The sequence below is a fragment of the Paenibacillus oceani genome (genome assembly GCF_014705615.1).
Lineage (GTDB): Bacteria > Bacillota > Bacilli > Paenibacillales > NBRC-103111 > Paenibacillus_AB > Paenibacillus_AB oceani.
This window is the reverse complement of record NZ_JACXJA010000062.1, coordinates 1-14317: the sequence shown is the minus strand read 5'-3', so window position 1 is coordinate 14317 and position 14317 is coordinate 1. Positions and strand designations below refer to the sequence as shown.

Annotated in this window: 11 protein-coding genes; 6 read left to right on the top strand and 5 right to left on the bottom strand. The window is 54.7% G+C overall.

The window, feature by feature from the left end; all coding sequences use genetic code 11:
* Window positions 1-200: 200 nt before the first annotated feature.
* From IDH45_RS31725 to rlmD, 4 genes are all read left to right on the top strand, one after another.
* Window positions 201-491 (top strand): YerC/YecD family TrpR-related protein, encoded by a 291-nt coding sequence (locus IDH45_RS31725; RefSeq protein ID WP_138880059.1) that lies wholly within the window; start codon window positions 201-203, stop codon window positions 489-491.
* 158 nt (window positions 492-649) lie between these two features.
* A complete protein-coding gene (locus IDH45_RS31720; protein WP_317891319.1) occupies window positions 650-1447 on the top strand; it encodes a sirohydrochlorin chelatase in 798 nt (265 codons plus the stop codon).
* A 103-nt stretch (window positions 1448-1550) separates the two neighbouring features.
* Window positions 1551-2459, top strand: coding sequence for a diacylglycerol kinase (locus IDH45_RS31715; protein WP_190932166.1), 909 nt, complete (start codon window positions 1551-1553; stop codon window positions 2457-2459).
* Between the two features lie 22 nt (window positions 2460-2481).
* Window positions 2482-4056, top strand: a complete 1575-nt coding sequence (rlmD, locus tag IDH45_RS31710) for a 23S rRNA (uracil(1939)-C(5))-methyltransferase RlmD (RefSeq protein ID WP_190932165.1) — start codon at window positions 2482-2484, stop codon at window positions 4054-4056.
* Window positions 4057-4579: 523 nt separating this feature from the next.
* Here rlmD and IDH45_RS31705 read toward each other — a convergent pair.
* From IDH45_RS31705 to IDH45_RS31690, 4 genes are all read right to left on the bottom strand, one after another.
* Window positions 4580-5047, bottom strand: coding sequence for a hypothetical protein (locus IDH45_RS31705; RefSeq protein ID WP_190932164.1), 468 nt, complete (start codon window positions 5045-5047; stop codon window positions 4580-4582).
* 79 nt (window positions 5048-5126) lie between these two features.
* Entirely contained in the window at window positions 5127-5915 is a 789-nt protein-coding gene (locus IDH45_RS31700) for a response regulator transcription factor (protein ID WP_190932163.1), read from the bottom strand.
* Between the two features lie 19 nt (window positions 5916-5934).
* The gene (locus IDH45_RS31695; RefSeq protein ID WP_190932162.1) at window positions 5935-6381 is read right to left on the bottom strand and encodes a transposase; all 447 of its coding nucleotides are present in this window, start codon (window positions 6379-6381) and stop codon (window positions 5935-5937) included.
* A 290-nt stretch (window positions 6382-6671) separates the two neighbouring features.
* Window positions 6672-8066 (bottom strand): HAMP domain-containing sensor histidine kinase, encoded by a 1395-nt coding sequence (locus tag IDH45_RS31690; protein WP_190932161.1) that lies wholly within the window; start codon window positions 8064-8066, stop codon window positions 6672-6674.
* Between the two features lie 250 nt (window positions 8067-8316).
* Here IDH45_RS31690 and IDH45_RS31685 point away from each other — a divergent pair, with 250 nt between their 5' ends.
* Window positions 8317-13410 (top strand): RCC1 domain-containing protein, encoded by a 5094-nt coding sequence (locus IDH45_RS31685; protein WP_190932160.1) that lies wholly within the window; start codon window positions 8317-8319, stop codon window positions 13408-13410.
* A 91-nt stretch (window positions 13411-13501) separates the two neighbouring features.
* Here the strand turns inward: IDH45_RS31685 and IDH45_RS31680 are convergent, their stop codons facing one another.
* Window positions 13502-13900 (bottom strand): class I SAM-dependent methyltransferase, encoded by a 399-nt coding sequence (locus tag IDH45_RS31680; protein WP_263364906.1) that lies wholly within the window; start codon window positions 13898-13900, stop codon window positions 13502-13504.
* Window positions 13901-13935: 35 nt separating this feature from the next.
* Here IDH45_RS31680 and IDH45_RS35145 point away from each other — a divergent pair, with 35 nt between their 5' ends.
* Window positions 13936-14271 carry a transposase gene (locus IDH45_RS35145; protein ID WP_223837197.1) on the top strand — a complete coding sequence of 112 codons (336 nt, stop codon included), beginning with the start codon at window positions 13936-13938 and terminating at the stop codon, window positions 14269-14271.
* Window positions 14272-14317 lie beyond the last annotated feature (46 nt).

Genomic DNA, 14317 nt, shown 5'->3' with positions numbered 1-14317 from the left:
GTGTCCGGCGGCCCCAAGCCCTGAATCCGTCGGATGGAGTCTCCCGTCAGATCCTGCGAGGCGATTTACCGAGAGGGGAGGGACGCGGCTTTATCCCTGTAACGCATAAAAATTTTAACGTTATGCAAACGTAAAGGAAGGAAATGCAGTTCCGATGTCGAAACAGGTAAGCAAGACAGGAAATAGGGGTTGATGGAAAAGTGCAGTTGAAGAAGCTGAACGATAAAACGATCGACCAGCTGTTTGAGGCGGTTTTGACGTTAAAAACAGTGGAAGAATGCTATATTTTTTTCGACGATCTGTGCACGGTTAATGAGATTCAGTCGTTGTCGCAGCGGCTGGAGGTCGCCCGCATGCTGGGCAAAGGCAGCACCTATAACCAGATCGAAGCGGAGACGGGCGCAAGCACGGCGACGATATCCCGCGTCAAGCGCTGCCTCAATTACGGGAACGACGGCTACAAGATGGCGCTGGAGCGGCTGGGCCGTTAATCGTTTTGCTGCTGCCGATAGAGGTTTCCGCTATACCGGTAGTACCCGAATCCTTCTCCTCCAGGAGCGGGATTTTTGCGTTGCCGAGGGGCGTTCATGGGCAGATTGACTTTCCATGACGGTTTCGTTAGCATGAAGTTGATATGGGGGCGGAGTAGGTGTCGCGTTTGTCGGATACGAGCAAGGCAGGCGTCCTGGTTATCAGTCACGGTTCGCGAAGCCCGGTATGGGTGGAGAGGGTGGACCGGGCGGTGGCGGATGTCGGATGGACCGGAGCGGTACCGGTTGTCTCTTCGTTTCTGGAGATTGTGGAGGGCCGGCTCATTCAGGACGGGATCGATGCTCTGGAAGCGCAGGGCGTTACCGATCTGATCGTCGTTCCGCTATTCGTCTCGTACGGGAGCACGCATGTGGACGAGATTCGCTGGGCGCTGGGCGATTTGCCCCGGCCTTCCTCGGAGACCGATCTGCAGCTTTTTCGTCTGAACGCCCGGGTGTGGGTATGTCCTCCGCTGGATGACGACCCGGTTGTCGCTGAGATTATGTATGAACATATACGGGACTTGTCGGTTCGCCCGGGACGGGAAGCGGTTCTGCTGATCGGACATGGCAGCGGGCTGCCTTATTTTTATTCGAGGTGGAAGCGCGGCATGGAGCGGGTGGCGGCCGATCTGAAGGAGCTGGGAGGCTTTGCGGAGGTGCGGAGCGCCTTGCTGCTGCCGGATGAGACGGCGGACGTGCTGCACAGCTGGAAGCAGGAATTGCCGGAGCGGGACGTGATTGCGGCTCCGCTGTTTTTGAGTGAAGGCTACTTTACAGAGCGGGTCATCCCGGACAGGCTGGGAGGCCGCGGCTGCCGGTACAACGGACGAGCCCTGCTGCCGCATCGCGGAATCTCCCGCTGGATGGAGCGGCAAATCGCCGAGATGATGGGCAAGGCGGGTTTGCGGGTATAACGCTCGTGGGCTCCGTATAAGGAACGTAAGGAACGGCTGGAATGAAGCATAAGAAACGACTTTGATCATAGAACGATATAACGGAAAATGGGGGAATGGGTCAATGGCCAAACGTGCCAGACTGATCTACAACCCGACGTCCGGTCGGGAAGAGATGAAGCGAAGGCTGCCCGAAATCTTGCAGCGGCTGGAGAGAGGCGGACTGGAGACGTCCACCCACGCTACGATCGGAGAAGGGGACGCAGCTATAGCCGCGGCGGAGGCGGTGGAGCGCGGGTTCGACGTCGTGATCGCCGCAGGCGGGGACGGCACGCTGTATGAGGTGATCAATGGCATGGCCGAGAAGCCGAACCGGCCGCCGCTCGGCATCCTGCCGCTCGGTACGACGAACGATTTCGCGCGGGCGCTCGGGATTCCGAAGAATTGGGAGTTTGCGGTCGACCTGATTTTGCAGCAGCATACCCGGAATATCGATGTCGGCCGGGTGAACAAGCGGTATTTCATCAATATCGCGGGTGGCGGCTCGATGACCGAGCTGACCTACGAGGTGCCGAGCAAGCTGAAGACGGTGATCGGACAGCTCGCGTATTATATGAAGGGACTCGAGAAGCTGCCCCGGCTCCGTCCGACCGAGCTGATCTTCCGCTGGGAGGATCAGATCGTCCACGAGGAAGTGATGATGTTCCTGATCTGCAACAGCAACTCAGTCGGCGGCTTCGAGAAGCTCGCTCCGGAGGCGAGCCTGAGCGACGGGTTGCTGGACGTGTTTATTTTGCGCAAATGCAATCTGGCGGAATTCATCCGCATCGTCTCGGCGGCGCTGCGCGGCGAGCATATGAACGATCCGCATCTGATTTATTTCCAGACGCAGAGCATTCAGGTGACGTCGCCCGACTACGTGCAGCTGAACCTGGACGGGGAGTTTGGCGGTACGCTGCCTTGTACGATTTCGGTGCTTCCGGATCATCTGCAAATTTTCGTCGACGAGTCCGGCAATTCGACATACAAATAAGTCAGGTTGGAGTGAACGTCTAGTGGCAAAAGGAACAGGCCGGGGCGGCCGATCGAAACGAAGCGGCGCGTCCGGCGGGCGGGGAAGAAACGGTGCACCGTCCGCAAAAGCGCAGGCTGTGGCCAAGGATACGGCCAAGGCGCCGGTGACGCTGCAGGAAACGTATATCGCCGATTGTATCGGGATCGGGCACGAAGGGGAAGGGGTAAGCCGGGTGAACGGCTTTACCCTTTTTGTTCATGGAGCGCTGCCGGGAGAGAAGGTCAAGGTACGGGTGACCGGGCTGAAGAAGCAGTACGGGTTCGCCGAGCTGCTTGAGGTCGTGGAGCCGAGCCCGGACCGTATCCAGGCGCCTTGTCCGGTCTATGCGGAGTGCGGCGGCTGTCAGCTCCAGCATCTCGATTATGCGGCTCAGCTGCGGCTGAAGCGGCGAATGGTCGCCGACAATCTCGAGCGGATCGGGAAAATCCGCGTGGCCGGGTATGACGCGGCAGGCGGAGATGGGGATGGCGGCAGTGCCGGAGCCGATGCCGGTTCGCTGGGGAACGGGGCAGCGGAGGACGACGGGGTCGTCGTTCATCCGACGATCGGGATGGACGAGCCGTGGCAGTATCGCAACAAGGTTCAGGTGCCGGTCGGGGAGCAGGAGGGCGGGCTTGTCGCCGGCTTTTATGCGGGCGGCAGCCACCGGATCATCGATGCGGAGCGATGCCTGATCCGCAGCGAAGCCGCCGACGGGATCGTGCAGGCGGTCAAGAGCGCCGCCCGCGAGCTTGGCATACCGGCGTATAACGCCGAGAAGCGCGAGGGCGTGCTGCGCCATGTGATAATTAAGTCCGGCTACCGCACCGGCGAGACGATGATCGTTCTGGTTACGGCGGGGCCGGAGCTGCCGCATGGACCGGAGCTGGCGGAGCGGATCGCACAGACCGTGCCCGGCGTGGAGAGCGTGTGCCACAACGTCAACGACGGTGCGCCAGGCAGCGTCATGGGTCCGAGCACGAACGTGCTGTGGGGACGCGACCGGATCTACGATGCGATCGGCGACATCCGGTTCGCGATCTCCGCGCACTCGTTCTACCAGGTCAACCCGCTGCAAACCGAGGCTTTGTACCGCAAAGCGCTCGACTATGCCGGGTTGACCGGCAGCGAGACCGTGATCGACGCCTATTGCGGCGTCGGCACGATCTCGTTGTTTCTCGCGCGGCGCGCGAAGCGGGTGTACGGCGTCGAGATCGTCCCCGAAGCCGTTGCAGACGCCCGCCGCAACGCGGAGATGAACGGCTTGGCGAACGCGGAATTCACGGTCGGCAAGGCCGAGGACGTGCTCCCCTCATGGCGGGAGCAGGGCATCCGCGCCGACGTCATCGTCGTCGACCCGCCGCGCAAAGGCTGCGATGCCGCCTTGCTCGAGACGATCGTCGCGATGCGCCCGCAGCGCGTCGTCTACGTCTCGTGCAACCCCTCGACGCTCGCGCGCGACCTGCGCGTGCTCGAGGACGGCGGCTTCCGCCCCGTCGAGGTGCAGCCGGTGGATATGTTTCCTTGGACGGCGCATGTGGAGTGCGTGGTGGGGATATGTCGCGTCGATACCTAGAAGTCTATCGTTTTCAGCATTCGGCGAAGTATTTCTCCTTTGTACAGGATGACGGTGACTAAAAAAAATGTACTGCGTGATACGATTAAAGTTTCAGTTGTTTTGGATTTGAAATGGGTGGATATGACGAGTGAATTTTAACCTGCAAAGAGAGAACTCTTCTGCTATTTATGAAATGAACTGTGAAAACGCGAATGAGCATTGGTGTTGATGTAGAGCGTGTTGATTTCGGGCTGGGGTTAAGTCAGGCATTAAAGCCGCAGTTTTCCCGTATCGTTCATGATGTTCGGAGCATGGTCTGTAGCCTATTGAATGAGTAGAAATGCCGCCTGGCATACAGGCGGCATTTCTGGATTGTAGAATAACGGCTTGGTTATACACAGAGTCTGGCGTATGGCTTTGAAGCGAATGGTGCGGTAGATAGTAATTGTACAAATGAACGTATCGTGCCTGGTTGCCGCAAGCCGTGAGCAAGCTCAGCAGCGCCGCGCCAAGCCACATGTTCAATGTTTTCATGTTGGTTTCAAGTCTCGCCTTCCGGCACCGGATAGCGGAGCCTTCCTGTACGTACATCCGCCTCGACGAATCCCCCCTTCGGCACAGGCGCTCCCGCCAGCCGCCGCAGCATCGTCAACTGCCCGATATGGGTCATCGCATCGGCCAGCGGCCCTTGAATCATTTGCCTCATCGTATTGTCGTCTGCCTGCTTCGCGCCGTGCAGCAGCGCTTCGTCCAACCGCTCCAGCGTCAGGTAGAAGCGTTCCGTCTCGGCTTCCCACGTCCCTACTTCCCAACACTCGCGCTCGTCTTCGGCGAGTCGGGACCGGGCGTACTCCAGCACAACGGCCGTGTGGCTGAGGAGCTCGACGGGCGAACGAACACCATGTCCTGCATTGAACGAAGCAAAATAGTCAGGCGCCGCATGCAGTGCCTGGCTCCCCCGATACCCCAAAGTAGCAACATAATGGCGGAGCACTGCCAGTTGATCCATTTTCCATTCCCCTTCCTTGTTCGCTCGGCTGCGCCGGACGGTGCGGTTTCGATTACCGTGGATGCGCCCATTGAAAGCGTCATCTCTCCTTGACCTCAGCAAAGCGATAACCGATTCCTCGTATCGTTTGTATGTATCTAGGCATTTTCGGGTTGGCCTCGATTTTTTTACGCAAAAAATTAATATATACACTAAGGCTGTTGGGGTCATATTGCTCGTGGTTCCATACAGCTTGGTAGAGCTCGTCCTTCGTATACGTATAACCGGGTTTGCGCATAAATGCAGCAAGCAAATCGCATTCTGTTTGCGTAATCGAATATCGATTCCCCTCTTTTTCAATCGTTAAAGAATCCAAATTAAGAATGATACTCCGATATTGAAGGCGATTGGCCGTTATACGGGTTTGCGGGCTCCGGCTTCGCCGAATATTGGCCATAGCCCTGGCTACGAGTTCACTGGGGATAAAAGGCTTCGTTATATAATCATCGGCCCCCAGGCCAAGCGTCTTGATTTTCTTCTCCGTTTCGCTTAATGCGCTCACAACAATAATTGGTGTATGATTCTGGCAGGAACGGACATGCTCCAAAACTTGCAGCCCATCCGTATCATCCATCATGAGATCCAATATAACGAGGTCAAAGGACTCCAGATCCAGTAATTCAAGCGCTTCTTTTCCGCTTCTCGCCTCTGTATAGATCATGTCTCCTTCCTCCAAATGGATACAGATCAAATGACGAATATCCGGGTCGTCATCCACGACAAGAATACGGGAATCTATCACTTTATTTACCTCCTCCCCCAAGGTGACATGGCTGTCGCCGTCCTTGTAGCCGTGGCGTGAATGTATCCAGTATAATACATAACTCATTTCATTACACTTCTGTTGATTAACCAACTTTTGGGTTTTCAAGACGTGACAAATCGATGTATGTATCCAGAATCTTAGTCACAGCTATGAGCCATTCCGCCTGCAATTGGTTCACTTGCATGTGTTCTTTGCGGATGAGAGGCATCGATTTGCAGGCGATGATGAGTGACTTGGAATGATCATAGAGCCACCTCAAGACAACGTACGTCATGAGTGCCGCGAACAACTGGTTGAATACCGCATTCTTTGTCGTTCCGAGCAGAACAGGAACATTCAAGTTTTGCTTGATCCATCGAAAGAAAACTTCTATGCCCCATCTTGCCTTGTACATATCGGCGATTTGATCGGCAGACAGGTGCTTGAGATTGGTGGCAACTCGAATTTCGTGACCGTAATCGTCTTTAAAAATGACGACGCGATGACGAAGCTGCGATTGACTTTGAGGGGTTCCCAGGTAACAAGTCATATCCTTCACGACATTCGAGTTTTCAGCGGATTCCCGCTTTAACTAACGCGGTTGTACGAGCGTTATATTTTCTTTGATTCTTGTGACAAAATATTGGTTCTCCCGCACGTTCTCCAAGAAACAATGCCCAAGGGAGTCGTGTTTTTCCCACGCTAATGGTTGTCGAATCAACGAGCAAAAGGTTTTTCGGAATGCCAAGATGACGCTTGGTTGCACGATTGCATTTGGAAAGAAGTCGATGAAACAATTGCTTAAAAAGCGCATATGCAATGTTCACGGACAGGCTGCCATCACTTAGGCAATGTGATTGAGAAGCGCGTCTCCAGGCCGGGCACGCTATCCACGGTTACTTCACCGCCATGGGCATGCGCAATTTCTTTGACAATGGATAACCCAATCCCGAAGCCTTCGCTGCTACGATTTTGACTCCCCTGATAAAAACGATCAAAGAGCAGAAGCTGCTGTTCTGCGAGAATTCCTTGACCGCGATCGATGACAGAGAAGGATACCCCCTCTTCCCCTTCTTTGTATTCCACTCTCAGATACTTTCCATCTGATCCGTATTTTATCGCGTTATCGATCAAATTACGTATCGCTCGTTCCAGCAAGTTAGCATCAGCCATCAAGGTCACGCTTATATCTGGAATCGAGATATCCGCTTCGATCTCCTTGGATTCCAGAACTACGATGTATTCGGCCAATACTTTTCTCAATATCACGGCTATACGAGTAGGAGCTTTCTCGATTTGAACGCCGTGGAGATCGTACTGTGACACTTGAAACAACGCGTTGATCAGTTTTTCCATGTACTGGGAACGGCTTAGGATGATATCCGTATAGGCTTGAAGCTCTTCACCATTCTTGTATAGGCCTCTCTGTAACGTCTTTGCATAACCAAGAATGTTAGTAAGAGGTGTCCGCAGATCGTGGGATAAGTTGGATATCAACGTTTTACGCTTGTTCTCCTGATCTTGAATCTGTACGACTTGTTCATGAATGCGCTTCGACATGGTATTGAAATGATCGGCGAGCTGTCCGATTTCATCGTTATGGTCGTCATGGATTTCCCGGCGACGATCAATCGACATGCCGGACAGGGCGTCTATTATTTTGGTTAATCGTTGGCGTAAAGAATGAAAGAAGTGATAGGTAAAGAAATACGGCGTGATGATAAATACGAGCAAGGGAATAATCAGAGAGAAAAAGGACGTCCATGAACGGAAATAGAAAAGAATCTGTGATTCCCTCATGGCTTCAGGGGGGATCTCAAGATGCAAATAGTAGTTGTACCCTGAAATGTCGGCCGGATACATCATACTGACGGGATGTTCCAGATCCCAATAGCTATCCGATTCGTTAGCTAGCATATGGATGAGCTCGGAAGGGCTGTACGCTTGCGTTCGACCGTCCGAGGCATATACAATCGCCCCGTCAGTATGGAGCCACTCGAAAACAAAAGAAGGGTGCTCGGATTGATAGATCTTCGTGACTTCATGGAGCGCTGTCTCCTTTGCTCCGTTTTGGTTGACCTCTAAGATCATTTCGTCTGCCATTGCTTTTAAGGTTTCATAGGTATGGCCGGGCTGCAATATTTGCCCCAAGGTCAGAGCAAGTGTTACGGCCAACACAATAGCTGCGGCGCTGCTGACAATAAAGTACAGCCATAATTTCAAAGAGAGCTTCATAATCCCGCTTTAGCCTCCAAAAAGTGATAACCGCCTATTCATGTCCTCTGAAGAAACGTGTTTGTACTATAGTACAACAATCCTTACAAGATTGAATACTTTATTCAAATGAGAAAAGAGAGATTTTAAGAAACCTTTAAGAATACATGGCGGCAAATATGCGAGAATAAGCAAGCATCATAGCCAATTCGACATTGCGAGTCGTATAGAAGCTATGAAATGAAGAGGAAGAGGAAGAGGAGCGCGAAAGGTGAAAAGAAGAGTTCAAAGCAGACTGTCCATGATCCTGGTCCTTATACTAGTAATAAGCGTGATCGAACTGCCCGGATGGCAGCATACCGCAGATGCGGCACAATCAGCATCAGGTTCACGAGGCGTGGTATCCATTGCGAGCGGCTTTTTGCACAGTTTGGCGGTAAGGGCGGACGGCTCGGTCGTCGCTTGGGGGCGCACCTATGGCGAAACGAACGTCCCTTCGGAGGCGCAAGGCGGGGTTATAGCCGTTTCGGCCGGATACGGCCACTCCTTGGCGCTGACGGAAGACGGCGAAGTCGTGGCTTGGGGTAACAACAATCTCGGGCAATTGAATGTCCCGGACGAGGCGCGGAGCGGCGTCGTGGCCATTGCCGCAGGAGATAACCATTCCCTGGCGTTGAAGACGGACGGTTCTGTCATCGCCTGGGGCTACAACTACTGGGGGCAGTCGACCGTCCCCGCCAATGCGCAAAGCGGGGTTAAGGCGATTGCGGCCGGAACCGGCCATTCTGTGGCGCTGAAGGCGGACGGCACAGTCATCGTCTGGGGCAACAATGGCGACGGTCAAACGATCGTCCCGACCGAGGCACAAAGCGGCGTCGCGGCGATCGCGAGCGGAGCCAATCATATCCTGGCGTTAAAAACGGACGGCACGCTCGTCGCCTGGGGCTACAATTATAGAGGTCAAGTGACCGTTCCGGCCGGGGCGCAAAGCGAGGTGGTGGGGGTCGCAGCGGGAAAGAATTTCTCCATGGCGCGCAAGGCGGACGGCTCTGTCATTGCTTGGGGAGACAACACTTTCGGGCAGATCACCATTCCCAGCAGCGCGCAGAACGGCACCGTGGCGCTTGACGGTGGGAGCGCACATGTCCTGGCGTTAATGGCGGATGGCAGTGTCGTCGCCTGGGGGTTAAACAGCAATGGTCAAGCGTCGGTCCCGGCTGAACTATCGAAGCCTGTGAAGGCAAGTGGAATTTCGCTTGGTTTTTATCATGCCCTGGCCTTGAAGTCGGATGGAGGTGTCGTCGCGTGGGGGAGCAATGATACAGGGCAAATAAACGTCCCGACCGGAGCGCAAAGTGACGTGGTAGCGATTGATGCTGGTTCCGAACATTCGTTGGCTTTAAAGTCGAACGGGAGTGTCATTGCATGGGGAGAACCAGATAATGGCAAAACGACCGTTCCGGTCGCAGCGCAGAGCGGTGTGGTATCGATTGTAGCAGGAGCCAATCATTCCGCGGCGCTAAAGTCGGATGGCAGTGTCGTCGCCTGGGGAATGAATGATGCAGGTCAAACGGATGTCCCGACCGCAGCGCAAAGCGGCGTCACAGCGATTGTGTCTGAAGGCAATCATACCTTGGCATTAAAGGCGGACGGCAGTGTTGTCGGTTGGGGCTATAATTATTTTGGCCAGGCGTCCGTTCCGACTGAAGCGCAGAGCGGTGTCGTATCCATTGCGGCCGGACTAAACCATTCCTTAGCCTTAAAGACGGATGGTAGTGTCGTTGCATGGGGAGACAATCGTTTTGATCTAATGGACGTGCCGACAGCAGCACAGAGCGGCGTCGTAGCCATCGCGGCTGGATTCCGTCATTCCCTGGCGTTGAAATCAGACGGCAGTGTCATCTCGTGGGGGGACGGACAAACGACCGTTCCGACCGCAGCACAAAACGGTGTTGTAGCGATTGCTGCTGGTTATCATCATTCCTTGGCATTAAAGTCGGATGGCAGCATTGTGTCATGGGGGGAGAGCGTTTATGGCAAACCTGATCTAACAGCCCCGGGCAATTGGAATTTAAGCAGTATGACTATCGATGCAGGTACGATAAGTCCTAATTTTCATCCGAATGTCACCAGCTATACGGGATACGTCAACCCCTCGGCCACCGACGTAAATGTGACGGCGACGCTAGCCAGTCCCCTATATGCCGAACTGCAGATCAACGGATCGTATGAAACGAGCGCTTCGGCAGTTCATGTTCCGCTGACGGGAGATTCTACCGTCATTCAAGCCCATGTAGAACCGTACTTCCAGACCGGGAAAACCTACACCGTGACTATTGTGGAAGACGCAACAGCTCCCACTATCAGCTTGGGCACGAACGGCAATGAAACGTTGGCGACCTCCGCTTCGACGACCGTTACCGTCAGCGACGGCGACAGCGGCGTCGATCCAGACACCCTGCAGTATGTGTGGACGCAAAGCTCCAGTACGCCGGATGACGGATCCGCATGGACAAGCTTCTCAAGCGGGGATACGCTCACACAAAGCGGCGTGAACGGCGACTGGTACTTGCATATAAGGGCTGCCGATGAAGTGGGCAATGTTGCGAATGCCGGGTCGAACCGCTTCCGGCTCGACAATAGCGCCCCTTTGGTTGAGATCGAGCTGAGGAAACAGGACAGTTCCCCGTATACAAGCGGAAGCTGGACGAATCAGAATGTGACGGCCAGCCTGAGCGCTTCGGATGGGCTAAGCGGACTCGACACCCTGCAGTATTCACTGGATAACGGCAGTGGGTGGGAACCCTACAGCACCCCGCTATCCTTCACCGCCGAAGGCGCACATACACTGATAGTCAGAGCAGCGGATAGAGTCGGCAATACAAGCTCACCGACCCGCTCGATCCATATCAGCCGCAGCGGTTTGGTGCTCGATGTCCATTTGAAGCTGGCCGACGACAGTGAATACAATGCAGGCGATTGGGTGAACCAAAGCGTGACGGCAAGCGTGTATACGAACCAAGCGACCGATGGAGTAGATGTGATCTCCACAACCTATTCCCTCGATGGCGGATCGACGTGGCAGCCTTATTCCGCACCGGTTTCCTTCAGCAGTGAAGGCCAGCATACGTTGGATGTGAAAACGGCGGACAGTGCCGATAATGAATTAACGTCATCCTATATCATCCGGGTGGATTCAACCGTTCCGGTCGCAGGTTTGGGCACGAACGGAAATGAAACGTATGAAACAACAGCATCCACTACCGTTAACGTTAGCGACAATGACAGCGGCATCGATACGGGCACCCTGCAATATGTGTGGACAGACGAGGCAACGATGCCCGGTGATGAGGTGGCGTGGACAGGCTTTGCAAGCGGAGATGTCTTATCACTAAGCGGCGTGGACGGCGATTGGCATCTTCATATCCGGGCTGCCGATGCGGCAGGCAACACCATGAACACCGGTTCGAACCGCTTCCGACTGGACAACGGCGCACCAGCAGTTGTCTTCGACACGAACGGCAATGAATCGTTTGCGACCTCGGCATCCACTGTCGTTACAGTAAGTGACAGTTATAGCGGCGTCAATCCGGACAGCCTGCAATATGCGTGGACACAGAGCCCAAGCACGCCGGACAGCGGAGCAGCATGGACCGGTTTTGTAAACGGAGACACCTTGTCGCTAAGCGGCGTGGACGGCGACTGGTACTTGCATATCCAGGCTGCCGATGCGGCAAGCAGCACCGTGGACAGCGGATCGAACCGCTTCCTGCTGGACAACAGCGCACCAGCAATTGTCTTCGACACGAATGGCAATGAAGAGAATGCAACCCGGGCTTCCACTACCGTTACCATTGGCGACAATGACAGCGGTGTCGATCCGTCCAGTCTGCAATATGTATGGAAGAATAGCGCCAGTGTGCCGGCTGGGGACGAAGAGTGGACCCGCTTTGCTAGCGGAGATGAATTGACGAAGAGTGGTGTGAACGGCGATTGGTACCTGCATGTGAGAGGCATGGATAGGGTTGGCCATACACAGCAAGCCGTATCCAATCGTTTCAAGCTGTTCACACTTGTCCTCCCGATCATCAACAATCAAGCCGGTTTATACGAAGATTCTCTCTTGCTTGAGTCTACCAACAACATCCAAAAGTTTACGCAGGGTGACGGCACCATCATAGAGCAGTTAAGCATTAATGAAACTGCGCTGAATCAAGCGTTGAAGAAACTACAGAAGGACCTGCTGACCATTCGGGTGGATGATACGGAAGGCATTGTGCAAGTGCAATTGCCGGCCTCCTCCCTCGTATCGGCTATGCAATCCAAGCCGAACCTCTCCATCCATGTGGAGCTAAACGGCGCAAGCTATCAGCTGGCGATTCCAGCGCTCCATTGGGAGCAGATAACCGAGACGCTTGGCGTGGAGCTTGAGGATATGAAGCTTACCATTAAGCTGGAGAAACTGGATCCGGACAACGAAGCAGAGATCCGGCAGCTTGCCGCCGATCAGGGGATGCGTCTGGTCAGCCGCGTCATCGACTTCAAGGTGACGGTGGAGGCAGACGGACAATCGCTTGAAATCAGCGATTTCGGCGGAACCTATATGACCCGGGCGATTGTCATCGATGAGGCTGAGGATGCCGCCACCTTGATAGTAGTAGAGATGGTGCCGGAAACAAAAACATTCCGCTTCATCCCTTCCCTGCCGGGAATGCGTCCGGACGGAACGCCGGAAATGGTGATGAACGCAGCGCATAACAGTCTCTATGCAGTAGTCGAACCGACTGGCAAAAGCTTTGGGGACCTAACGGAGCACTGGGCGAAAGCAGAAGTGGAGCTGCTGGCGACCAAACGAATTGTCGAAGGCGCCGCCCCGGATCGCTTTGCCCCGAATGCCAATATTACGCGGGCTGAATTCACAGCCTTGCTGGTGCGCGCGCTGGGATTATCTACGGTTCAGAGTGATGCATCCGATACCGGGTTCGCCGATGTGTCCTCCGATGCCTGGTATGCGCCTGCTGCAACGGCGGCCGTGAAGGCCGGACTAGTCCAAGGATATGCAGGCAACCGCTTCAGGCCTAACCAGCCGATACGCCGGGAGGAACTGGCGGCGCTGATTGACCGGGCCAGACAGTTCGCCCACGGGCAGGCTGCACAAGCGAATGCTTCCTCGAACTTGCATGCTTTCACGGATCAAGCGAGCATTTCGGACTGGGCGAAGCAAGCCGTGGCGAACCTGGTGCAAGACGGGATCGTTGAAGGACGAGACGAGCATCGCTTTGAGCCGAAGGCTCAAACGACCCGCGCCGAAGTCGTTGTGCTGCTGGCCCGCTTGCTGAGAGATTTGAATTTTATTGCAGAATAGCGTCATGTGAAGATACAGACAACAGCTTCAAATAGACCGCCACTCTCTTACGAAGGGCGGTCTATTCCTATTTTTCCCGACCGGGATCCAACTAAGCGCGCCGGCAACCGTTACGCTTTTGCCGCAGCAGGTCCTTGTTTACCGGCAGCATATAGTCCGGGTTGCCCGGCGTATCGGACAGGAAGAGCGCCAGCTCCCGCTCGTTTGGGAAGTGGTAGACCACTTCCCCGTACGTTTCAATTTCAACATGCTGGAAGCCTTTTTGCCGCAAGCGCTCCTGCACGGTCTCAATCGCGTTGTGAATGCCGATAATGGTGCCGCCCTTGGCAAGGACCCGGCTGTGGTTGAGAATGGAGGTCGGCCCGCGCCGGTCGTAGATCAGATCGAATTGCCCGTCGGCGAAGGGCAGCTCGGTTTTGGTGGTCGCATGCACGAATTCCACATTGGAGACTGCGCTGTCTCGCAGCAATTGCTTGGCAATGCGGATCATTTCGCCAGAATTGTCGAAGCGACGATGTGCCTCGCATGCCCGGCCATACTCAACGTAAATGCGCCGTGGCCGCATCCCGCGTCCAAAATACACTTGAAATCAGGCATGTGTATCTCCGTGAATGGATGGGTTGGGCGAGACGCTCTCAACTTGAACCAATGATTAAACTTGCAAAAACAATTAAAACGCATGAAGAGGGCATCCTTCGATGGTTCCACAGTAAGATGACCAATGGTTTGCTTGAAGGTATTAATGGACTTGTTCAAGCTTCAAAACGAAAAGCTCGCGGATACCGAAACGTGAATAATTTAATTGATATGGCGCGGCGAGACTGTCAAGTAAAAAGTGTAACCTTTGAAACCAGAGTCTAGCAACTGCCGAGCCGCGACTTGACCTGGAGCCTCTGGCGGGTCCGGT

What these genes read in the sequence shown, in the direction of transcription:
- IDH45_RS31715 (WP_190932166.1), top strand. Translation starts at nt 1,551, where the DNA reads ATGGCCAAACGTGCCAGACTGATCTACAACCCGACGTCCGGTCGGGAA.
- IDH45_RS31705 (WP_190932164.1), bottom strand. Translation starts at nt 5,047, where the DNA reads ATGGATCAACTGGCAGTGCTCCGCCATTATGTTGCTACTTTGGGGTAT.
- IDH45_RS31700 (WP_190932163.1), bottom strand. Translation starts at nt 5,915, where the DNA reads ATGAGTTATGTATTATACTGGATACATTCACGCCACGGCTACAAGGAC.
- IDH45_RS31695 (WP_190932162.1), bottom strand. Translation starts at nt 6,381, where the DNA reads ATGACTTGTTACCTGGGAACCCCTCAAAGTCAATCGCAGCTTCGTCAT.
- IDH45_RS31690 (WP_190932161.1), bottom strand. Translation starts at nt 8,066, where the DNA reads ATGAAGCTCTCTTTGAAATTATGGCTGTACTTTATTGTCAGCAGCGCC.
- IDH45_RS31680 (WP_263364906.1), bottom strand. Translation starts at nt 13,900, where the DNA reads ATGATCCGCATTGCCAAGCAATTGCTGCGAGACAGCGCAGTCTCCAAT.
- IDH45_RS35145 (WP_223837197.1), top strand. Translation starts at nt 13,936, where the DNA reads ATGCCCGGCCATACTCAACGTAAATGCGCCGTGGCCGCATCCCGCGTC.